This is a genomic window from Myxococcales bacterium (genome assembly GCA_022184915.1).
In the GTDB taxonomy this organism is placed as follows: Bacteria; Myxococcota_A; Polyangia; order Fen-1088; family Fen-1088; genus JAGTJU01.
Window position 1 is genome coordinate 1 of the sequence record JAGTJU010000011.1, and the last position, 21,044, is coordinate 21,044.

At 65.3% G+C, this 21,044-nt stretch carries 16 protein-coding genes, 1 tRNA gene and 1 pseudogene; 6 read left to right on the forward strand and 12 right to left on the reverse strand.

The genetic code is table 11. From position 1 onward, the window contains the following. The 9 genes and pseudogenes from KA712_25360 to KA712_25400 form a co-directional block, all read right to left on the reverse strand. The coding region (locus tag KA712_25360; GenBank protein ID MCG5056290.1) for a MerR family transcriptional regulator at positions 1 to 148 on the reverse strand (148 nt) is incomplete at its 3' end. 78 nt (positions 149 to 226) lie between these two features. Further along, on the reverse strand, positions 227 to 505 hold the full coding sequence (locus KA712_25365; GenBank protein ID MCG5056291.1) for an integration host factor subunit alpha: 279 nt from the start codon (positions 503 to 505) through the stop codon (positions 227 to 229). Positions 506 to 597: 92 nt separating this feature from the next. Then, positions 598 to 3,057 (reverse strand): phenylalanine--tRNA ligase subunit beta, encoded by a 2,460-nt coding sequence (pheT, locus tag KA712_25370; protein ID MCG5056292.1) that lies wholly within the window; start codon positions 3,055 to 3,057, stop codon positions 598 to 600. A 9-nt stretch (positions 3,058 to 3,066) separates the two neighbouring features. After that, positions 3,067 to 3,970: pseudogene (gene pheS, locus KA712_25375) on the reverse strand (phenylalanine--tRNA ligase subunit alpha). A 280-nt stretch (positions 3,971 to 4,250) separates the two neighbouring features. Next, the gene (gene rplT / locus KA712_25380) at positions 4,251 to 4,601 is read right to left on the reverse strand and encodes a 50S ribosomal protein L20 (protein MCG5056293.1); all 351 of its coding nucleotides are present in this window, start codon (positions 4,599 to 4,601) and stop codon (positions 4,251 to 4,253) included. Between the two features lie 32 nt (positions 4,602 to 4,633). Continuing rightward, positions 4,634 to 4,837: a 50S ribosomal protein L35 gene (rpmI, locus tag KA712_25385; GenBank protein MCG5056294.1), complete on the reverse strand. Its 204-nt coding sequence runs from the start codon at positions 4,835 to 4,837 to the stop codon at positions 4,634 to 4,636. A gap of 232 nt (positions 4,838 to 5,069) precedes the next feature. Next, positions 5,070 to 5,735, reverse strand: a complete 666-nt coding sequence (gene infC, locus KA712_25390; GenBank protein MCG5056295.1) for a translation initiation factor IF-3 — start codon at positions 5,733 to 5,735, stop codon at positions 5,070 to 5,072. 59 nt (positions 5,736 to 5,794) lie between these two features. Beyond that, positions 5,795 to 7,471, reverse strand: a complete 1,677-nt coding sequence (gene thrS / locus KA712_25395) for a threonine--tRNA ligase (protein MCG5056296.1) — start codon at positions 7,469 to 7,471, stop codon at positions 5,795 to 5,797. Positions 7,472 to 7,783: 312 nt separating this feature from the next. Continuing rightward, positions 7,784 to 7,855, reverse strand: a tRNA-Val gene (locus KA712_25400). 341 nt (positions 7,856 to 8,196) lie between these two features. On the opposite strand from KA712_25400, the gene KA712_25405 reads away from it, so the two are divergent. After that, entirely contained in the window at positions 8,197 to 10,239 is a 2,043-nt protein-coding gene (locus KA712_25405) for an OmpA family protein (protein MCG5056297.1), read from the forward strand. Between the two features lie 5 nt (positions 10,240 to 10,244). Here the strand turns inward: KA712_25405 and KA712_25410 are convergent, their stop codons facing one another. The 3 genes from KA712_25410 to KA712_25420 form a co-directional block, all read right to left on the reverse strand. Beyond that, the gene (locus KA712_25410; protein ID MCG5056298.1) at positions 10,245 to 10,988 is read right to left on the reverse strand and encodes a ComF family protein; all 744 of its coding nucleotides are present in this window, start codon (positions 10,986 to 10,988) and stop codon (positions 10,245 to 10,247) included. 88 nt (positions 10,989 to 11,076) lie between these two features. After that, entirely contained in the window at positions 11,077 to 11,844 is a 768-nt protein-coding gene (locus tag KA712_25415; protein ID MCG5056299.1) for a phosphodiester glycosidase family protein, read from the reverse strand. A gap of 52 nt (positions 11,845 to 11,896) precedes the next feature. Next, positions 11,897 to 13,735: a long-chain fatty acid--CoA ligase gene (locus tag KA712_25420; protein ID MCG5056300.1), complete on the reverse strand. Its 1,839-nt coding sequence runs from the start codon at positions 13,733 to 13,735 to the stop codon at positions 11,897 to 11,899. An 82-nt stretch (positions 13,736 to 13,817) separates the two neighbouring features. Here KA712_25420 and KA712_25425 point away from each other — a divergent pair, with 82 nt between their 5' ends. The 5 genes from KA712_25425 (at position 13,818) to KA712_25445 (ending at position 21,039) form a co-directional block, all read left to right on the forward strand. Continuing rightward, the gene (locus KA712_25425) at positions 13,818 to 15,731 is read left to right on the forward strand and encodes a protein kinase (protein ID MCG5056301.1); all 1,914 of its coding nucleotides are present in this window, start codon (positions 13,818 to 13,820) and stop codon (positions 15,729 to 15,731) included. A 16-nt stretch (positions 15,732 to 15,747) separates the two neighbouring features. Then, on the forward strand, positions 15,748 to 16,755 hold the full coding sequence (locus tag KA712_25430; GenBank protein MCG5056302.1) for a hypothetical protein: 1,008 nt from the start codon (positions 15,748 to 15,750) through the stop codon (positions 16,753 to 16,755). Positions 16,756 to 16,880: 125 nt separating this feature from the next. After that, positions 16,881 to 18,704: a sigma 54-interacting transcriptional regulator gene (locus KA712_25435; protein MCG5056303.1), complete on the forward strand. Its 1,824-nt coding sequence runs from the start codon at positions 16,881 to 16,883 to the stop codon at positions 18,702 to 18,704. 206 nt (positions 18,705 to 18,910) lie between these two features. After that, a complete protein-coding gene (locus KA712_25440; GenBank protein ID MCG5056304.1) occupies positions 18,911 to 19,396 on the forward strand; it encodes a hypothetical protein in 486 nt (161 codons plus the stop codon). Continuing rightward, positions 19,396 to 21,039: a hypothetical protein gene (locus KA712_25445; protein ID MCG5056305.1), complete on the forward strand. Its 1,644-nt coding sequence runs from the start codon at positions 19,396 to 19,398 to the stop codon at positions 21,037 to 21,039. The genes KA712_25440 and KA712_25445 overlap by 1 nt, the downstream gene beginning before the upstream one ends. Positions 21,040 to 21,044 lie beyond the last annotated feature (5 nt).

The following is a 21,044-nucleotide window of genomic DNA, read 5'->3' on the forward strand; positions in this document are numbered from 1 at the left end:
CCGGCTTGAGGGACCGGAACTCAGATTCCCAATAGCGCAGCACGTAGGGCTGCAGGCTGCAGAGCTTGGCCACCTCACCGATTTTGAAGTACGGCTTGTCGGGAATGCCCTCGGCACTCTCCGTTCGGTGTTTGCGACGAGTGGACATCGGGTGGGGGCCGGGGTTCCCGACCGGAACGGACCTGCGCGCCCTCTCACGTCGACGTGGGGCGTGTCCGGACGCCGGTTAGCCGTTCAGCGCGTTCTTCAGGACTTGGCTTGGCTTGAAGGTCAGCACGCGGCGAGCGCTGATCGTGATCTCTTCACCGGTCTGCGGGTTGCGGCCCGCCCTCGAGTTCTTGTCGCGCACGACGAAGTTGCCGAAGCCGGAAATCTTGATTTTTTCGCCGCGCTCGAGGGTGTCCTTGATGGTGTCGAACACGGTCTCCACGATGTCTGCCGCTTCCTTCTTCGAAAACCCCCCAACCTTCTCGTACACGATCTCAACGATGTCGGCTTTCGTCATGACACCCCATTAAGCCCCAGTTCCCGATTGAAGTCAAAGGCTTGGCCGGGCCCTCGCCCGCCCGCCTCCCGCCCTTTACGAGCGCGCAACACTCAGCGAATTTCGAGCGAAAATGAGGCCTTCAAAACCTCGAGCACGCGGGCGTGGGCTGCGTCCACCTCGGGATCGGTAAGCGTGCGGTCGTCCGCCCGGTACGTGAGCGTCCACAGCATGCCTTTTTTGCCCGTGGGTACGTAGCGCTCGTCTCGGAAGTCTTCGAGGACGGCGACCTCGCGCAGCAGGGGCTCTGCGGCCGCTCTCAAGGCCTGCGCCTGGAGCCCAGCCGTCACGATGATGTCGACCCAGAACGACACATCTCGGGTCGTGGCCGGAAAACGCGGGGGAGCTGTTGGCCTTGGCGCCACGGCGGCGATGGGGAGACAGTCGAGGTCGAGCTCCACGAAGTAGGCCGGGGTCTCGAGATGCAGGGCCTTGCGAGTGAGGGGATGGACCTCGCCCAAGAGCCCCACGCCCTTTCCTTCCACCTCGACGCGAGCGGCCACGCCCGGATGCAGAAACGGCACCTCGGCGTCGGGAAAATAGCTGGCTTGGCTGGGGACCAGGCCGTGAAGCAGAGTCTCGAGCACACGCTTCGCATCGAAGAAGTCGACGAGCGCCCCAGGCTTGAGCCAGCCCGTCAGGGGGCCGCAGAGGAGCGCAGCCACGTGCCGACGTTGCTCGAAGCCCTCGCTTCCGCCCTCCGGGGCGGGCGGAGACTTTCGCCGGACCACGGGACCGACCTCGAACAGGCGCACGGCTTCGACACCGCGGGCCAGGTTCCGCTTTGCCACCTCTGCGAGGCCCGGCAGAAGCGAGGTCCGCATCCTTTCGTGCTCCGCCGACAGAGGGTTCGCGACCTTGAGACCCTCAACCAGGTGCCCAAGGCCACCTGAGACCTCTTGACCCTGGTTTCCTGCTCCCAACGCCGCCAAATGAGCGGCCGAGACGAATCCGTAGGAGACGATTTCGTGAAGGCCTGCACCCAGTAACGTGCGACGTGCGCGGTCGGCCAGACGCTCGGGGTTCACCTCGGATTTTGCGTTGTAAATCACGCGCCGGGCAGAAACCGTTTCGTACCCTTCGTGCCGCAGCACCTCCTCCACGAGGTCGGCTTCCATCGTCAAGTCAGGTCGGTACGAGGGTACGGTCAGCTCGAGGCGGGCCGCATCGCCCTGCCCGACCCGCTGTGTGTCCCCGCAAAGCCGACTCAACGTGGCCTCGGCTTGGTCGAGGGAGCGGCCTGGGTCGCCGGAAAGACGCCGAAGCGTTGCGAGTGACAAAAATGCGCGCCGTTTCTCCGGAGGCGCCGGGTAGCGGTCGATGACCTGATCGCTCTGTTGTCCGCCCGCGAGATCACAGATCAGCGCTGCGGCTCGTGCGGCGGCCCTCGGAATCCCCTCGGCGTCGACACCTCGCTCGAAGCGGTGCGAGGATTCACTGTGCAGAGCCAGGCGCTTGGCCGTTCGTCTCACCATCACGGGATCGAAAGTTGCCGTCTCGAGCAGAACGTTGCGGGTGGTCTCCGAGATTTCGGTCGCGGCTCCCCCCATGACACCGGCCAGCGCCACAGGGCCGCGGGCGTCGGCGATGACGATATCCCCCGGCTCGAGCGCGCGGTCCACTCCGTCCAGCGTCTCGAGCCGCTCTCCGGCCCGCGCCTTCCGAACCGAGATCGCCCCCTCGAGTTTGTCGAGGTCGAAGGCATGCATCGGATGCCCGAGCTCGAGCAAGACGTAGTTTGTGACATCGACTAAGTTCGTGAGGCTCCGCATTCCACACGCCATCAGCCGAAGGCGAAGGGGCAACGGGCTCGGAGTGACCCGGACGCCGGAAAATACCCTGGCCTGGTACCGGGAGCAGCTTCGAGGATCCTCGATCGTCAGCTCGACAGCGGGCAAGCTGCTCCCCGATGCCAGGGGCGGGCTGGTCGGAATCGTCAAGGGCATGCCGTAGGCGGCTGCCAACTCGCGGGCCAGACCCAGGTGCGACAGGGCGTCCGCACGATTCGGTGTCACGTTCACCTCGAAGACGGTGTCCTCGAAGCCATAGAGCGCAGCGGGATCGGCACCCGAGGGGGCATCCGCCGGCAGGACGAGAATGCCTTCGGCCCTCTCTGCCAGGCCCAGCTCTTCCTCGCTGCAGAGCATTCCGGGCGACATCACCCCCCGTATCTCTTTGGCGACCATGGTGAATCCGGGCAACACGGCGCCCGGTGGCGCCCAGCACACCTTCACGCTGGGAGCTCCCGCTTCGGGCAGTGGGACGTTGGCGGCGCCACACACCACGTCTTCCTCCTGCGCACCGGACCTCAGTCGCACGATGCGAAGTTTGTCGGCCTTGGGATGCGGGCGGGCACCCAGCACCTCTCCTACCCGCAAGCCTGAAACACCCCGTCCGATCGTCGCTTGTCCCTCGACCTCGAAGCCAATGCGTGTGAGGTCGGCAGCGACCTGCGAGGGGTCGCGAGGCAGGCCTGGCAAAAAGTCGCGTAGCCAGTTCGAGGACACTTTCATGTTTGGCTCCTAGCCGGCCGAAAACTGGCTCAAAAATCGTATGTCGTTGTCGTAGAAGAGACGGAGGTCGGAAACGCCGTAGCGGTTCATGGCCATGCGGGAGAGGCCCATGCCGAACGCGTAGCCAGTGACGTCGTACTTGTCGTAGCCCACGGCGCGGAACACGTTCGGGTGCACCATGCCGCATCCCCCGATCTCCACCCAGCCTGTGCCCTTGCACACCCGGCACGACGCGTCTTTGCCGTCGCACTTGAAGCAGCTGGCGTCGACCTCGGGCCGAGGGCTCGGTGAAGGGAAAGAAGCTCGGGCGCAAGCGGATGCGGGTCCGCGGCCCGAAGAACCGGGCGACGAAGCCGAGCAGAGTGCCCTTGAGGTCGGCGAAGCTCACGTTGGGGCCGACCTCGAGGCACTCCATCTGCGGGAACATCGGCGTGTGGGTGGCGTCGTCATCCCGGCGGAACACCTCTCCGGGGGCAATGATGCGCACGGGAGGGGGACCTGACAGCATGGTCCGGATCTGCACGGGAGACGTGTGCGAGCGCAACACCAAGCCACCCTCTACGAAGAAGGTGTCTTGCATGTCCCGCGCGGGATGGTCGGCCGGGGTGTTGAGGGCGTCGAAATTGTGCCACTCGGTTTCGATCCAGGGGCCCGAACGCACCTCGAAACCCATCCGCGCGAACACATCCTCGATCTCGAGGCGCACCAACGTGAGCGGATGCAGGCTTCCAAGTCCTTGGCCTCGGGCGGGCAAGGTCACGTCCACGCTCCGCGCCAGGTCGGCCCTCAGCGCCACTTCGCCGACGGTCTCGAGCTGGCGGGCAATGGCGGCCTCCATCTCGGCCCGCGTCTCGTTGGCCGCAGCCCCCACGCGCGGGCGTGCCTCTCCGGAGAGGCGCCCGAGAAGCTTCATGACTTCGCTGAGGCGGCCCTTTTTGCCGAGGAAACGGGACTGAACGGCGCGGATCTCGGCTTCGCTCGAAAGTCCTGCGATCTCGGTGGCGAACGCCCCCGGGATCTGGCGTAGCTCGGCAATCAAATCATCGGCGGCGGGTTGGGCCTCGGCGCTCACGGTGTGTTCCCCCGGGACAGTGTTTGGGCCCCACAAACCAAACGCGGGAGCCCTTTCGGAGTCCCGCGTTCGTTCGTGCCAGGCCGTGTGTGATCGGCTTGCTGAATGAGGGCCGAAGGCCCTAGGCAGCCTTGGCGAGCTCGACGACCTTCGCAAATGCGTTCGGGTCGGTGAGCGCCAGGTCGGCCAGAATCTTGCGGTCCAGGTTCACCCCCGCCTTCTTCAGGCCGGCGATGAGGCGCGAGTAGGAAAGGCCCAGCTCGCGCGCGCCCGCATTGATGCGGACAATCCAGAGACCACGAAAGTCGCTCTTTCGCTTCCTTCGGTGAAACAGGGCATAACGCCACTTGCGGTGAACGGCTTCCACCGCGGACTTCCACAACCGATGTCGGCCGCCGCGGAAACCCTTGGCATGCTGCATAATCCGGTTGCGACGACGACGAGTTTTATAACCACCTTTAGCGCGAGGCATAGCCTGACTCTCTCTCTATCGAAATGCTGGAATTAACCGTAGGGCAGCAGCACCTTGATTTGGTGCTCCTGGCTCTTGGCGATGTACCCGCCCTTGCGGAGGCGGCGCTTCTGTTCCGGTGACTTGCTGGTGAGGTTGTGGCGCAGGTTGGCCCGCTTGCGCTTCACTCGCCCCTTCGCCGTCAGCTTGAAACGCTTTTTGGCGCCGCTGTTCGATTTCATCTTGTAGTTGGCCATTGGAGCGGCGGAGTATATAGAGACCACTCGGGGACGCAACAACTTTTGCGTGATTGTGCGGCGTCCTGTTGACATCGTCGAGTTGGAAGGATTCGTCACCGGCGGGCCTACCTCGAAGCCCTCAACGAACGCGGAGCGCCATCAGGTTTCAAGCCTGACGCGCTCCGAAATAGGTGAACTGGGCGGGAGCATCAACTCCCCCCGTCGCCAGGGCCCCCTCCCGGGGGCGACCTCAGTTGGACGGCGTTCCGCCCGAAGCACCAGGACCGGGAGCCCGGGGCGGGGCCGATACCGCGGCGCCGTCGGGGTTCGCGGCCGTGGGGGCCGGAGCCGGTGGCCGCGGACGGATGACTCCCGCGCGTGGGCCAATGACCATGACCATGCGCTTGCCTTCGAGCGAGGGACGCTGATCCACTTGCGCGAGGTCGCCCAGCGCTTGAAGCACGTTGCTCAGCATGGCTTCACCCGTTTCGGGGTGAACGATTTCGCGGCCCCGGAACACCACCACCAGCTTGCACTTGTTGCCCTCCATGAGGAAGCGCTTGATGTGGGCAACCTTGAACTCGAAGTCGTGCGTGTCGGTTTTCGGACGGAGTTTGATCTCCTTGACCACCACCGTGCTCTGGTGCTTCTTCGAGGCCTTTTCCTTCTTGGAGGTCTCGTACTTGAACTTACCGTAGTCGAGAATGCGACACACCGGCGGCTTTGCCCGGGGATCCACCTCGACCAACTCCAGGCCCAGTGAGTCGGCCATGGCCAGAGCTTCCTGAGTCGAGATCACACCTACTTGCTTGCCGTCGGCGCCGATGACCCGCACCTCGGGAACGCGAATGCGTCGCCCCACGCGGTGGTTGTCGTCTTGCCTTCGGTCGGGAAATGGTCGCCTTCTAATGGTCATGCTTTCTGCTTCTTACCGATGATCTGTGCCGCTACGGCAGTCCAGTCCTGCGAGAGCGGTCACCCGAACGTGGGCACCGCGGCTTCTTTCACGAGTTGCTGAGCCAGCTCTTCCACTGAGAGCGCAGGCAGTTGGGTGCCATCACGGGTCCGCGGGGACACCACGCGCGCCGCCATGTCTTTCTCCCCCACCACCAACATGTACGGAACCTTTTCGAGCTGGGCGCGACGAATCTTGGCTCCTAGCTTGTCCGCCGATTGGTCTGCTTCGACTCGCAATCCGTGTGCCGACAGAGCGGTTTTCACCTCCTCCGCCCACGCGCTCGCCTTCTCGCTGACCGTCAGCACCACCGCCTGAACGGGGGCCAGCCACAAAGGGAAGGCGCCAGCATAGTGCTCGATGAGCACCGCCATGAACCGCTCCACGGAGCCCAGCAGCGCACGGTGAATCATGACAGGCCGGCTCCGGCTTCCGGAGGGGTCGACGTATTCGAGGTCGAAGCGCTGGGGGAGCTGAAAGTCCAGCTGGAAGGTGGAACATTGCCATTCGCGGCCAAGCGCGTCGCGAATCTTGAGATCGATCTTCGGGCCGTAAAAGGCACCGCCCCCCTCGTCGACCTCGAACTTGCTCCCGGAGCGTTCCAGCACCCTCCGGATGGCCGCCTCGGCACGATCCCACTGTTCGACCTCTCCCATGAAGTCGTCAGGGCGCGTCGACAGAAAGAGGTTGAAGTTCTCGAAACCGAACGCTTTGAGGACCCCGAGTGCCATGGACACGCAGGTTTCCATTTCGGTCTCGATTTGGTCCTCACGGACGAAGAGGTGCCCGTCGTCTTGCGTAAAGCCGCGTACGCGCAAGAGGCCGTGAAGAACCCCAGAGCGTTCGTAACGGTACACGGTTCCCAGCTCCGAGTAACGTAACGGAAGGTCACGGTACGACCGCAGTTGCGAACGATAGATCGCAACGTGGAAGGGGCAGTTCATGGGCTTGACCAGATAGCGCTGGCCCTCGAGCTCCATGCCGCCAAAGAGGTTTTCCCCGTAATGAGCCAGGTGCCCCGAGGTCTCGAGAAGTTTCTCTCGCGCCACGTGAGGCGTGTACACGGGCAGATAACCGCGGCGGGCGGTTTCCCTCTTGAGGAGGTCTTCGATGGTCTGTCGGATGAACGCACCCTTCGGGTGAAAGAGTACGAAGCCAGGACCGACGAGTTCGTCTACCGAGAACAGGTCGAGCTGCTTGCCCAGCGTCCTGTGATCCCGGCGCTTTGCCTCCTCGATCTGCTTGAGGTGAGCGTCGAGCGCCTCTTGCGAGGCGAAAGCCGTGCCGTAGACACGCTGAAGCTGGGGGTTGCGTTCGTCACCCCGCCAGTAAGCGCCTGCAAACGAGAGCACCTTGAAGGCCTTGATCTCGCTCGTACGCGCCACGTGGGGGCCGCGGCACAGGTCGACGAACTCACCGTGGCGGAAGAGGGAGACCTCCTCGTCGTCCGGGAACGAATTGACGAGCTCGACCTTGTAAGGGTTGTTGGCGAACGTCCGAAGCGCTTCGGCGCGCGAGATCTCGGTTCGCTCGACCGGAAGGTCGGCCGCCACGATCTTCGCCATTTCGGATTCGATGCGCTCGATGTCCTCTGGCGAAAACGGTTCGGTGTCGATGTCGTAGAAAAAGCCCGTCTCGATCGCAGGGCCGATGGTCAATTTAGCGTTCGGACGCAGGCGCAAGATCGCATCTGCCATCACGTGAGCAGCCGTGTGGCGCAAACGTGACAACGGATCCTCGGGAACGTCGCCCCTTGGCCTGGGTCGAACGACGGAACGGTCGCTCACCTCTTCATGCCTCCCAGTGGGAATCAGCCATCGCAGCCTCGGAACCAGCCCGGCAAAGCTTGCCCACCCCGCGCCACTCCCCTTCCCTACATCGACATCGCTTCCGCCGTCCGCCCGAATCGGTCGGACGTTGCTGGCGCCTCGAGCCGCCTTCACCAAGAGCCTCACAACGTTGCGAGGGCCTCGTGCCGACGACGCTTAGGCCGCCGGCAGACAAACGGGTAGGCACGGGCAGGATTGAACTGCCGACCCCTACCGTGTCAAGGTAGTGCTCTTCCACTGAGCTACGTGCCTGTCGGGTGAAAATCAGTGTGCGTACACTAATTCCCGCGCCGCAGGTGTCAAGGAAAGAGTGAGAAGATCCGAAGTCTTTGGCGCAGGCTCCCTTGGGGGGGAACGGCCGGCGTCGGCTCTCAGCAGACCGTGGTGGACTCGATGAAGGGACCGATCCGCCGGCATGTCGTTCCCCAGCACCTTCCCGCCAGGGGCCGCCCGGACATCCACGCAGGACATTTCCCCTGGTTCCTCAATCTCACCTTCCCCTTCGCTCCCCGGCCCACGCCCCTGCCGCATTCGTGCGCGCGAGGCGGGTTCCGCTGCGCTGGACGCATGGGCTCCTGGGCACGAGTTTGCTCATGGCATCGGCGGTGCCCGTGGGGGCTCAGGAGGGGGGCGCGGTGGAGCTGGAGCGCTACCGACCTATCACCCCCGTCAACCGGGGCTTCGAGCTCGAAGGAACGAAGCCACTAGGGCATCTTGCTTTCGCGGCCGGGCTCGACATGCACAGTGCTTTCAATCCGCTGCGTGTGACGTCCCTTGCGGGAGGCGCCTCGTCGGCGACGGACGCCGTGCGCTCCGCCTGGACGGCCAACCTCTTGCTCGCTGTGGGCTTGGGCACGCGTTTCGAGGTGGCCTTGGCCCTTCCCTTCGTTCTGCGACAGGTCGGCGACGCGCCACCGGGTGCCGTGGCCCCAGCCGAAGGCGGTCTGGGGGATGCGCGGTTTACGGGCAGGGCCAGACTCTTGGATTCAGGTCGCGACGGGCTGTCTTTGAGCTCCAGCGTGACGGTCACGAGCGGCCTTGGAAACGCAGGCGTCTACCTTAACGAGGCGGGGCCCACCTTGGAGCCGCGGCTCGTGGCGGCGTGGAAACGACGCAACCTCCAGATCGGAGGTCGCCTCGGGGTACGGTTTCGGGAAGAGACGCAGCTTCTGGGGACCCGCGTTGGGCATCAGCTGAGTTTCGCCGCGGGGGTCGACCACCGCTTCGGGCGGGCGATTCATGGCGTCGCCGAAGTGGTGGGGGCCACGCCAGCGGGAGGGGACGCGTTTTCGAGGCGTTCGTCGCCCGTCGAGCTGCTCGTGGGGGGGCGGTACCAGCGCGGGCGCTTCAACGTCGGACTTGCCGGAGGTCCCGGCCTGGTCTCGGGTTTCGGCTCACCCGCGTTCCGGGTGTTGGCGTCAGCCACCTGGACGACGTCTCCCCCCGATGCAGACAGAGATGGCCTCGCGGACACCGAAGACGCCTGCCCCGATGACCCCGAGGATCGTGACGGGTTCGAGGATGTCGACGGCTGCCCGGAGCCCGACAACGATCACGACGGTGTGCTCGACCCCTTCGACCACTGTCCGCTGGACGCCGAAGATTTGGACGGGTTCGAGGATGAAGACGGCTGTCCCGACCTCGACAACGATCAAGACGGAGTGGCTGATGCCGCGGACAAGTGTCCCTCAGATCCCGAGACGCTCAACGGGTTCGAGGACGATGACGGGTGTCCCGACGAGCTTCCCAACGTCGACACCGATGGCGACGGGATCTTCGATCGGGACGATGGGTGCCCCCAGGAGCCTGAGGACCGAGACGGCTTCGAGGACGAGGATGGCTGCCCTGATCCCGACAACGACAAAGACGGCATCAACGACGCCGAAGACAAATGCCCTTCCGAACCCGAGACCATCAACGGACGAGACGACGAGGATGGCTGCCCCGACGAGGGGGCGCCGCAGGTGCGCATCGGAGACAAGGAACTCGAGGTTCTTCAAGCGGTCTTCTTCAAGACGAATCGCTTCCGAATCCGTCACCGCTTCTGGAACATCCTGAACCAGGTAGCCCTGACGCTGAAAGCGCACCCAGAGCTGGGGCGATGTGCGGTCGAGGGGCACGCGGACCAAACGGGGCCCGCCGACTGGAACAAACGTCTGTCCGTGATGCGTGCCGAGGCGGTGGTGGACTATTTGGCCCAACGGGGCGTGGATCCCAAACGGCTGGTCGCGATCGGCGTCGGCGACAAAAAGCCGTGGGCCGACAACGATACGGAAGAGGGCCGTGCGCGAAACCGTCGCGTGGTGTTTCACATCGAGGGCATCTACAGCACCAAGCCGCCCTCGGATTCCACGAAGGTTCGGGACCGAGGGCGGGGTGTCTCGCTGGGGTCCGGCGGGCACGGAGCACCCGCGGCGGGCGAGCCTGCCGAAGAGCGTAAGCCCCATCGGCGTGAAGGACGCCGGGCTCGCGAGCGCCGAGAGGACGCCAAGAGCAACGCGCCCACCGAGGAAGCGAATGAAGACGCTCCACCGGTCATCCCTGACCCGCCGAAGGCGCCTCCCCCTCCCCCTTCGGTCAAGGCCAAAACCCTGCGCGAAGCCGTCCAGCTGCCCGCACTGGGAACACAGCCTTGAGCCTATCAAACGGCGCGTGCGACCGTCACCGCTGACACCTCACGGGCGCCGGCCTCGAGGAGGGTCGTTGCACACGCCACCAAGGTGGCCCCGGTGGTGAGTACGTCATCGATTAGCACCACGGGGCGGCCCCGAATACGGTCCGGCCGATTGACCGAGAAGGCGCCTTCGGACCGCGCCCAGCGGGCGGCAATTCCACCCACACCGGCCCCCCGAGAGGGGCGATGCCGGGTGAGCCCGTCGCAGAGCCAGGAGGGGCGCTCGGACCTTTCGAGCTGGCGGAGCGCAAACCGGGCAAGCTCACTGGCTTGGTTGTATCCGCGGACCCGCAGGCGCGAGCCGTGAAGCGGCACCGGGACGAGGCCCACGTCCGGGCCCAGGCCACGCAGACCCGCCAGCACGAACTGCGACAAAGGGCGCCCCAAATCGAGTCGACCATGCTTGAACCGCAGGATGGCGGATACGAGAGCGCCGCCGTATTGCGCGCCTGACCAGGTGCGCGCGAGGGGCCAGCCCGAGGGGCAGCGTTGGCACACCTGCCCGGGGAGCTGGGGCAGCGCACACCGGGGGCAAGCTCCATCGAGCGCGAGCAACGACACCTGGCACGTCTCGCAAAATCCGGTGGTTGGCGGGACGAAGGCGTCGCAACCGGCACAGCGGGAAGGCCAGAGCAACTCGGCCGAGGCCTCGAGTCCCTGATGGGCCACGCGCACCAGCCAGGACGACCAACACGCAATCGGAGCATGCATGTCGGGCTTATCGCGGGCGCGCGAGCGAAAGTTGCGTAGCGATGTCCCGGCGGGCTTGCCACGCGATCCCCAGATCTCGGGTACGCCTTCACGGGGTGCGTGGATGGATCAAAACGAGGTCGGGGACTGGGTACGCCCCCGGGCGATCCAAGGAGAAGCCCGGCAGCTGCACGTAGAGCTGAGAGGAGGGGCCGCCGTCGAGCAAGAGCGCCGCCTGAAACTCCTCCAGCCGCGCGAGTGCGGCTGCCAGGGCCCCGGCCTCGACGGGCACGCGTGTCGAAACGAAGGTCAAGAGACGGCCCGTCGGGTCGACGGCCACGGCGCTTCGGTATGCCAGTTGGGGTTTGAGTTGCGTCGGTTTGCCGTCGACGAGCAGACGTGGCCCTACCTGGATGGCGGCGTCCACGGCCGCTTTGGGGTTGTGATCGCGGGAGTGAACGATGCGCGCGCGCCGCTCTGCGAGCGCGAGTACACCCCAGTCGACGCGGGGGCGCAGTGGGATTTTGGTTTCGCCATGGGAAACGCGTAGGCCCAACGAGCGCCACTGGGGGTCGAAGAAGCCTCCGTTGATCGCCAAGACAGAGCCGAAGCGTGAGGCGGCCCCTGCCGCCGTCGAGGCGTGCGCCTGCCCCAGGACCTCCACCCGCAGCTCGAAGAGATCGAGGTCGAAGCGCAGCAGATCCGCCTTCACATCTCTCGCGTCGAGGCGTCGATGGTGCACGCCCGGCGCCACCGGCTGCCACGTGGGTCTCTGCGCCCCCCCAAAAAAGAGCGCGAGGCCCAGCACGAGGCAGAGCGCCCCTGCCCAAAGTACAGGGCTGACCCACAGGGTCATCTGACTTCGTGACGGTGGCACGCCCCCCATCCTACCAGGGCCGAGCGGGCGTTTCGTCGGGGAGGGGGCGTGATTACTGATAGAGCTTGTCGAGCTCACGCCGGTATCTCTCCGAAACGACCTTGCGCTTTACTTTGAGGCTGGGGGTCAACTCTCCGCCCTGCTCCGTGAAGTCGATGGGCAAAACCACGTGGTGCCTGATGGTCTCGAAGCTGGCCAGGCTCTCGTTGACTGAGGCCACCGCGCGGCGGATCTCGGCTTGCACTTGTGGGTCCACGGAAGCCTTGGCCGAGTCGCCGGCAAAGCGTTTGGCGGTCTCCTCGCTCACGGTCAACAAGGCCACACAGTAGGGGCGCTTGTCGCCATAAACCATGGCCTGCCCGATGCTGGCAGATTCTGCCTTGAGGGCGTTCTCCAACGGCTGGGGAGCCACTTTCTTGCCCCCGGCAAGGACGATCAGGTCCTTTTTTCTATCGGTGATTCTGAGAAAACCGTCCTCGAGCAGCCCGACGTCGCCCGTATGGAACCAGCCGTCCGGGTCGATGGCCTCGCGGGTGGCTTCGGGGTCTTGGTGGTAGGACTTGAAGACCGAAGGTCCCCGGAGGAGGATCTCACCGTCCTCGGCGATCCGGCAGGTGATCACGTCGATGGCGGGGCCGACGGTACCGAAGCGAAAGCGGTCGGGCCGGTTCACGAACGCAGCGGACATGGTCTCGGTAAGGCCGTAGCCCTCGAGAATCAGCAGCCCTACCCCCAGGAAAAAGGCTGCAATCTCGGGAGCCAGCGGTGCGCCTCCACTGATGAGGAATCGGCATCGGTCGAGGCCGAGCTTGTGGCGCAGCTGCGAAAACACGAGGCGGTCGGCCAGCGAGCCGAGGAGTCCCTCACCGGGCTCGCCGCGCCTGCGGGCTTCAGCGCGCCGCTGCCCGATCTCGAACGCCCATGTGAGCGCGGCCTTGCGCGCAGGCGAACCCATCCGGAGCGAAGACTGGATGCCGCTGTGAAACTTTTCGAAGATACGAGGCACTCCAGCCATGAAGGTGGGCCGAATCTCGAGCAGGTTGTCGCGGATCTTCGCCAACCCTTCGGAAAACGATGTGACCGCCCCGAAGAAGGGTGAAGCCCATGCCATTTCGCGACCGAGTACGTGAGCCAAGGGCAAAAACAGGTATTGCTCGTCGTCCTCCCGTATCGTGAGCGCGCGACAGGCGCTTGCGAGAGAGCTCGTGAACACCTCGTTTTCGATGACCACCCCCTTGGGTTGTCCCGTCGTTCCCGAGGTGTAGATGATGGTGAACGGCGCCTGGGGTGTGCTGGCCTCGCCGCGCTGGGTGAGTTCGTCAGGGTGCTCGAGACGGAACTGTCGCCCCCGCTGCCGCAGCGTCGCCAGGTCGAGCACCCGTGCGCGCGCTTCGCCCGCCGTCTCGAGCAGGGCCGCGACCTCGAGGCGTGGACGTCCGCGCGTATCGCCCCGCGTCCGCCGCGTGTCGTCGGCGATGTACACAACGGTCAGGCCCCGCTTCACCTCGGGAAGCAGCTTCTCGAGCTGAGCGGCGTCCTCCGCAATGGCGAAGCGCGCGCCACTGTGAACCGCGACGAACCGGGTCTGCTCCGGCGTGGCGCTCGGATACACGGGGACCGAAACCGCCCCGGCCAGCACGCAGGCGATGTCCGCCAGCATCCACTCGAGGCGGGTCTCCGAGAGGATGCACACCCGGTCACCCGGCACGAGACCCAGGGCACAGAGCCCCCCGGCGATCTCCTGGGCGACGACATGCGCTTCGCTGTAGGTGGTGGTCACCCACCCCGAGGGGGTGCGGTGCCGGAAGGCTGGACGCGATGCGTAGCGGGCGCAGATCGAGGCCCAAAGGGCATGTGCCGTCCCGAACGTTCTCACCTCCCCGGAAGCCATCTTTCAGATATTGTCCTCGCGGACAGGCTCGTCAACAACTTACCCTTGCGAACGGCGCCCTGCGGCGCCTAGGATCGACTCGTTGGTTCCCGCCGAAATTCCGCCGCGCTACCGCGTCCTTGGAGAAGTGGGCCAAGGGGGCATGGCGATCGTGTACCGTGCGCGGGACGAGACCCTGGGCCGAGAGGTGGCGGTGAAGGTGCTGCACGGGCACCTCATGGCCGAAGGCGAGTCGAAAGCGCGGCTCGAGCGTGAGGCACAAGCCGTTGCCAAGCTCCAGCACGACAACATCGTCCAGATCTTCGACTATTCGGGGCCGCACTCTCCGTCATCGTTCATCGTGACCGAGTTCATCGAGGGCCAAACGCTCAAGCAGTGGCTCGGCCTTCACCAGTTCCCCTACCCCGAGCTGGCGGCTCTGGTGGTGATCGAGGTGGCCAACGCGGTCGCCCATGCCCACGGCGTCGGGATCTTGCATCGCGACATCAAGCCCGAAAACGTCATGGTCCGCCGGGACGGCGTCCTGAAGCTCATGGATTTCGGGGTGGCACAGGTGATGGACCTCGAACGCATGACCGTCACGGGGCAGCTCATCGGGTCGCCGGCGTACATGGCGCCCGAGCTCATCGAAGGACGCCCTGTAGATGTCCGGACGGATGTGTTCGCTTTGGGCATCATGCTGTACCAGCTCTCTACGGGATCCCTGCCCTTCGCGGGCCGCAACCCGCACGAGGTGTTCAAGCGCATTACCGACGCCCGCTACCCCGATCCCCGCAGCAAAAACCCCCTCATCGGTTCCCAGTTGACGAAAATCGTGGCGCGAGCCCTCGCCCGGGAGCCGGACGATCGGTACCCCACGGCCCAGGCGCTCGTCGACGATCTGCGCGCCTATGCGTCCGAGGCGGGCCTCGGTGAGACGCGCACGACCTTGGCCACGTTCTTCGGCAATCCAGAAGGAAAACAGGCCGAGCTTCGCCCTCACATCCTCTCGCAGCTGACGGCCTCGGGCGCCAAAGCGCAGAGCCAGAAGAAGATGGCTTTGGCCCTCGAGCTGTGGAACCGCGCCTTGGCTCTCGATCCCACTTATCCTCCGGCGTTGATGGCGGTCCGCTCGCTGGAGCGGGGGCAGCGCTTGCGCCGCACACTGGTGGGCGTGGCCGCCGCGGGCGCACTCGCCCTTGGCACCTTTGCGGTGTTCAAGTTGGTGCCTCCTCCCGCGACAGAGCCACCCCCCGATTCTGTCGCGGAGGGCGCGGGGAGCGCTGGGGAGGCTCCGGTGGCGCACTCGGTCCAGCACCAGGCGCGCCCGGGGCCAGCCGCATCTCCCCCGGCGCCTGTTGCCGCCTTGTCGCCGAGCCTGCCAGCCGAGTCCGGCTCGCCCGCCGAGCTGCCCGGAGCCTTCGGTGCGGCCGATGGCACGACCATGCCGCGCGGAGAGCCGCTCCGACGAGCCCGGCAGCGGGCAAGAACGGTCCTCCAGGCACCTGCCGCGACCTCGGTGGCGGTTCCGGCGCCGACGGTCCGGTTCACCCTTGGTCCAAACCCCCTCAATGTCGAGGTGTACCTCGACGGGACGAAGCAGTTCGATTTCGGCCCCGAGCGCCACAGCCTGGACGTCCCGTGGGACGGCACTCACGTCGTCGAGTTCCGCAAGCGAGGCTTTTACACCTTCAAGGTCGACGTGGGGCCCAGCTTGTACCGACCTGTGAACGACCACATCACGGGCCGCTTGCAAGGGCTTCCGGCACCTCTCGTGGTCAAGGTCATGCCGCCGGGCCGCAAGGCGCAGGTGCTGGTCAGTGCCCACGACGGCGGGTCCGATGCGTGGCAGTTCGCCGCGCTACCCGGCCAGGTGGTGCGGGTGCCCTTCGAGCCGGGGGACGAGTTGAGGAAGCGCTTGGTCGTGACGGTCGTGCCAGACGACGCGGCTCCTCAGATTCGGGAGATCACGGTGATGCCTGGACAGCCGCAGACGCTGCTGGTCGAATTGCCCTGAGCCCGGCTCCTTCGTCATGCCTTCGCTGCTTCTCGCCGCCGTCGCCGCTTCGCTCAGCGTCGCCACAGTGCCCAACCCCGGGGCCCGTGCGGCTCTATTTTGGGGCGCTGCCCCCGATCCCGCGGTCGGCGTAGAGGCTTCTCCCACCCTGCCCTCCCCCGAGCGCCCGCTGCTGCCTTCGGAGGCGTTCGCTCGAGGCCGGGTGGCCTTCGACCGAGGAGAGTACGCTCGCGCGATCACACTGCTTCGCCCCCTGCTTTACCCCGAAATCCGCCTGGACGAAGAGAGCCAGGTTGTCAGGTCTCATCGCATGCTGGGCGTGGCCCACCTCTTCGAGAACCAGCCCGAGGAGGCCCGCCAGGAATTTTTGCGTCTTTTGGAGCTCCGCCCCGACTATCGCTTCGATCCGCTCCTGGATCCTCCGCGGGTCGTGGACTTCTTCAATCAGATTCTGCGGGAACAGGAGGGCCAGATAGCAGCCCTCGAGGCCCGCAGGCGCCAAGCCGAGGCGACTGAAAGGCTCCGTGCGGCGGAGGCGGCCGCGCCGCCCAAGGTGATTGTGAGGGAGTACGAACGGCGTTCGTTGGCTGTGGCGCTGCTTCCCTTCGGAGCGGGACAGTTCCAAAACGAGCAGAGCGCCAAGGGGTGGGCGTTCCTGGCAGCCGAGTCCACGTTGGCAGGTGTTTCGATGGCGGCGGCCACGGCGAACTTCCTGTTGTATGGCGCGATGTCGAGATTGCCTTGCAAGGACGCACCCCCGGTGGCCAACGGGGCCTCTGGGAGGTGTGCCGGTGACGACGTGGATCGCACCGACGAGCGGCGGTCGACGTTGCTGCTCAACGTTCAGCTGGTGAGCGGCGGCCTCTTTTTTGCGGTAGCCGCCTGGGGCATCGTCGACGCATTGCTTCACTTCGAGGCCCGTGTGCCGCTTGGCGAGCCGGCGCCCCTGTCCCGGCCGCGGGTGTCGTTCGTGCCCACCCTGTCCCCGTCGGGTGTCGGAACGCATCTGGAACTCAGGTTCTAGCGCCGGGCTCAGACGCCCCCTTATGTATGCCTTTCCCGTTTGGCGGCCAGGCATGGTAGTTAGGCTGTTCGAGGTGAGCTTATGGCGCTTCGCGCTGTGAACTTGGCCTCGGACGACGGACGCACATGGCAACGCTCAGAATTCAGCTCCCCGCGTCAGGGGTGAAGGTGTACCACATCTACAAAAAGCTCACGTCGCTTGGGCGAGGTGACGACTGTGACGTGGTCCTGCCAGACCCCCTGCTTGGGGAGGCGCACGCACACATCAACTTCGACGGCCGCGACTTCCACCTGGCGCTTCTCGAGCGGGGCACCGAGATGTTCGTGAATGGCCGCAAACGGACCAAACACCGGCTTGGGCACGAGGATCGGGTCCGCCTTGGGCCCGTGGAGATCGAGTTTTCTCTCTACGACACGCCCGTTTCCGACGACGTGGCGGCAAAGACTATCGCCGAGCTCAACTCGTACAAGAAGCTCTTCGAGTTTTCTCAGCACCTGATGAGCAACTACGAGGTGCCCGCCCTGCTCGAATCGCTCATCGACATGGTCATCCAGGTGAGCAACGCCGACAAGGGCTTCATCGTGTTGATGGAGTCCGGAGATCCGGTCGTGAAGGTTGCCCGGAACTTGCGTCGCGAGAGCATCTCTAACGCCATCAGCCACGTCTCGGATTCCATCCTCGCGAAGGTGGTTGAAACCAGAAAGGCGCTCATCGTCTCCGACGCCCTCAATGATGACGCGTTCAGCACGGCAGCCTCGGTCGTGAACCTCAAGCTCACGTCCGTGATGTGCGTTCCGCTGCTCGAACGAGGGGATCTCTTGGGGGTGATCTACGTGGGCAACGACAACGTCGCGCGTCTGTTCGACGACACCCACCTCGAGTTGCTCTCCATCTTCGCCGCCCAGGCCTCTCTCATCATTCGCAACGCCCTCCTGGTCAACGAGCTCACGCTCGACAAGCGCTCGTTGCTGGAGCAGCTCGAGCGCATGCGCTTTGGCGAGATCGTTGGCTCTTGTCCGCCGATGCAAGAGGTTTTTCGCAAAGTCCAGAAGGTGTCGGCCACGGACATCTCCGTATTGGTGACGGGCGAGACCGGCACCGGGAAGGAGCTCATCGCACGCGAGCTGCACAACCGCTCGAGCCGGGCCAAGGGGCCCTTCGTTACGATCAACTGCGGGGCCATCCCTGAAAACCTGCTCGAATCCGAGCTCTTTGGCTATGCTCGGGGTGCCTTTACGGGAGCCGTGAGCAACAAGTTGGGTCGATTCCAGACAGCCAACGGCGGCTCCTTGTTCTTGGACGAGATTGGGGAAATGCCCATGTCGCTGCAGGTGAAGATCCTGCGCGCCCTTCAGGAGCGGGTGGTGGTGCGGGTGGGTGACACCCGACAAGAGCAGGTGGACATTCGTGTGATCGCTGCCACTCATCGAAACCTGGAACAGGAGATCAAGGCGGGCCGCTTCCGGGAAGATCTCTACTACCGCCTCAACGTCGTGCAGCTTCATTTGCCGCCGCTGCGCGAACGCGGCGATGACATCGTCATGCTGGCTCGCTACATGCTGGGCCGTTACGCCCCGGAGTACGGCAGCAAGGTGAAGGGATTTTCGCCGGGGGCCATTGCAGCCCTCAAGCGGCACGACTGGCCGGGCAACATCCGTGAGCTGGAAAACCGGATGAAGAAGGCGGTCGTGCTCGCTGACAAGGCTCTGCTGGGTCCCGAGGACTTGGGCCTGACCCCGGCGGAGCTGCCCCCGATTCTTCCGTTGAACGAGGCCAAGGAACAGTTTCAGCGCAACTACATCAACGAGATCCTGGCTCTCAACGACGGCAACCGTACCAAAACTGCGCGGGACCTGGGCGTGGATCCCCGCACCATCTTTCGCCACCTCGAAAGGGACGACGGCCCTTCCCTGGGGGGATCCGAGTCCCCAGCGCCCGACGACCTCTAGCGTAGGCCATGAAGGAGGGCAGCTGGGTCTCCTTTGGGACTCAGCCCCCCCGTTCGGCCCGCGGTCTCCTGCAGGTGCGCATGTTGTTTTTCGAACGCTCAGGGGGGCTGGTAGTATGCCTGGGCGTGTCGCCGCCCCCCCTCCGTTTGCTGCGAGCCCTCGGGCGCTCGAGTTGGCGGGCTTCGTGTGCGCGGCCCTTGCAGGCCATGTGGCGAGGGGTACTTGGGCTCTCTCTCTGCCTCAGCGCCGCCTGTATCGTTCCGGTGGCCCCCGAATTCGAGCCTCCCGAGCCGAATCTGAGCCCCTATGTGGTCAGCGCTAGCCCCCCCATCGGCGGGCTTGTCGGCGATCAAGACCTCGAGGTGGTGCTGGCGGATCCGAACCCTGGCGACACTCTTTCGCTACGCTGGGTGTTCAACTATCCGCCCTTCTCTGCGTCCGCGAGCCGTGTGTTCGTAGGTGAACTTCTGCCGCCTCCCGAGGGCGGTGGGCAGGTGCGGGCCCGGGTTGCGCGCATTCGCCCCACGTGTTTTCGAGACCTCGTCCCAGGGTTGGCTCGGCACCGTGCCATGCTGGTCGTCTCCGATCGCGGTTTTGCGGAACCCACGTCCTCCGAGTTTCCCTTCGATGCCGTACCCGTGGACGCCCATGTGCTTCGGGTCACCTGGGTGGTCGAGAAGGACTGTCGGTGATGCGGGGGGCGGAGGCTGCCACCCGGGCTCTCGTTGTCGGCCTTCTAGTGGCGAGCTGCGAAACCGTCGAGGTGGCCGACGGCTGCCGCCAGGACAGCGAGTGTCCATCGGGGCAGGCGTGTTGGGTTGCCACCTGCGCTCCGCGGGCACTCCCTCAGAGCTTCTCGGTGGTCGTGGTACCGGACGGCAAAGCGGGCGCCGCACGCACGGAGCTCGTGGCACATGCTTTCGGCAGCGGCCTCACCGTCGTGCCTTTGGCCCGTCCCGTCGCTCTTCAAGGCACCGTGGAGTCTCTCAGAACGGCGCCCTTCGCGCAGGCAGGCGCAGGGGAACTCTCCGTGGTGGTCACCTTGCCTTCGTTGGTTCCCGGTTTGGCGCCCGTCGAGACGCTCGCCACGGCCACCCTGCCCGGCCCCGGAGGTGTGGCCTCCTTTTCGCTGAAGTTGCCCGCCAACCGGCTCAACGAGCCCGCCTCCTTCGCGGTCAGACCGAAAGGCGCGCTCGAGCAGGTGGTTCCTCCGGTGTTTCAAGACATCGCCTTGATCCCCGACGTCCCGATCAAGGTGTCTTTGCCCGGGGCGGCCGAGCAGCGCATCATCGAGGGACTCGTCAACGACGCCTTCGATCAACCTGCCTCTGGCTACGGGATTCAAGTGATGTCTCAGGGACGTCCCATCAGCACCCGCGGCATCGTGGGTGAAGAGGGGCGTTTCCGACTTTCCGTCCTGGCGCCGGAAGGTGCCCCGGGCACGCTCGAACTCTTCCCGCCCCTTGGGGCGGCGCGTCCTCGGATGTCCCTTCCTCTTTCGAGCACTCTCAGCGATCTCGGAACGCTTCGATTACCCGCTCATCCGGCTGCGGAGGTGGTGCGTGTTCCCGTGGGGTGGGTCGACCCGGTCGGCGCGTTCGTGCCCGTCGTCGGGGCGTTCGTGAGGTTCCGCACGGTGCTCGCCGCCAACCTTCCAAGTGCGAGCGCCGCTTACGTACAAGAGGTTCAAACCGGTCACACTGGGCTCGCCGAGTTGCCGCTCATCGGAGGCGCGCTCGAAGGCGTTCGCCCCTACGATGTGGAGGTTAGGAGCCCCCCTGACTCAGCTGGGGCCTCTCGCTGTCTCCGCCGCTTTCCGGTGGGCGCTTTGTCGTCCGGGCAGGTGGTTCCCACGACGGCCAATCTCGTCTTACCCCGCCGGCCCGGGTTGGCAGGTACCCTTCAGGCCCAAGGCACAAAGGCTCCGGTGGCACGCGCCGTCGTGACTGCCCTCCGGACGGGGCCTCTACCGGGAAGCGTCGACTGCTCGAGCGTCGCCGAGCGAGGAGTCTTTTCGACCTCGACGGACCGGGCTGGTCTATTCAATCTGCGGGTGGAAGAAGGTCTGTATCTGCTCGAGGTCCGGCCCCCTGGCGGTCAGGCCTTGCCGCTTTGGCAAGTGCCTGGCCTCGCCGTGACGAATCAGGGCCTCGAAACGACGGTGCTCGTTCCGGAGGGCCACGTCCTCGATGGAAGCCTGGTGGGACCTGACGGGCTCCCTTGCCCTGCCTGCCGCGTCGAGCTTTACGAGGCGTCGGCCGACGGGACGCGCCTTCGTGCCGAGGCCGTCTCGGATCCCCAGGGAGGCTTTCGCGTGGTCGTGCCCGCGCGTTGAGCGCC

Excerpts from the sequence above, each read along its gene's own strand:
- thrS (MCG5056296.1), bottom strand. The coding sequence starts at position 7,471 with ATGGCAGATGCGATCTTGCGCCTGCGTCCGAACGCTAAATTGACCATC.
- KA712_25405 (MCG5056297.1), top strand. The coding sequence starts at position 8,197 with ATGGCATCGGCGGTGCCCGTGGGGGCTCAGGAGGGGGGCGCGGTGGAG.
- rplT (MCG5056293.1), bottom strand. The coding sequence starts at position 4,601 with ATGCCTCGCGCTAAAGGTGGTTATAAAACTCGTCGTCGTCGCAACCGG.
- pheT (MCG5056292.1), bottom strand. The coding sequence starts at position 3,057 with ATGAAAGTGTCCTCGAACTGGCTACGCGACTTTTTGCCAGGCCTGCCT.
- KA712_25410 (MCG5056298.1), bottom strand. The coding sequence starts at position 10,988 with ATGCATGCTCCGATTGCGTGTTGGTCGTCCTGGCTGGTGCGCGTGGCC.
- KA712_25430 (MCG5056302.1), top strand. The coding sequence starts at position 15,748 with ATGCCTTCGCTGCTTCTCGCCGCCGTCGCCGCTTCGCTCAGCGTCGCC.
- rpmI (MCG5056294.1), bottom strand. The coding sequence starts at position 4,837 with ATGGCCAACTACAAGATGAAATCGAACAGCGGCGCCAAAAAGCGTTTC.
- infC (MCG5056295.1), bottom strand. The coding sequence starts at position 5,735 with ATGACCATTAGAAGGCGACCATTTCCCGACCGAAGGCAAGACGACAAC.
- KA712_25445 (MCG5056305.1), top strand. The coding sequence starts at position 19,396 with ATGCGGGGGGCGGAGGCTGCCACCCGGGCTCTCGTTGTCGGCCTTCTA.
- KA712_25365 (MCG5056291.1), bottom strand. The coding sequence starts at position 505 with ATGACGAAAGCCGACATCGTTGAGATCGTGTACGAGAAGGTTGGGGGG.
- KA712_25440 (MCG5056304.1), top strand. The coding sequence starts at position 18,911 with ATGTGGCGAGGGGTACTTGGGCTCTCTCTCTGCCTCAGCGCCGCCTGT.
- KA712_25435 (MCG5056303.1), top strand. The coding sequence starts at position 16,881 with ATGGCAACGCTCAGAATTCAGCTCCCCGCGTCAGGGGTGAAGGTGTAC.
- KA712_25420 (MCG5056300.1), bottom strand. The coding sequence starts at position 13,735 with ATGGCTTCCGGGGAGGTGAGAACGTTCGGGACGGCACATGCCCTTTGG.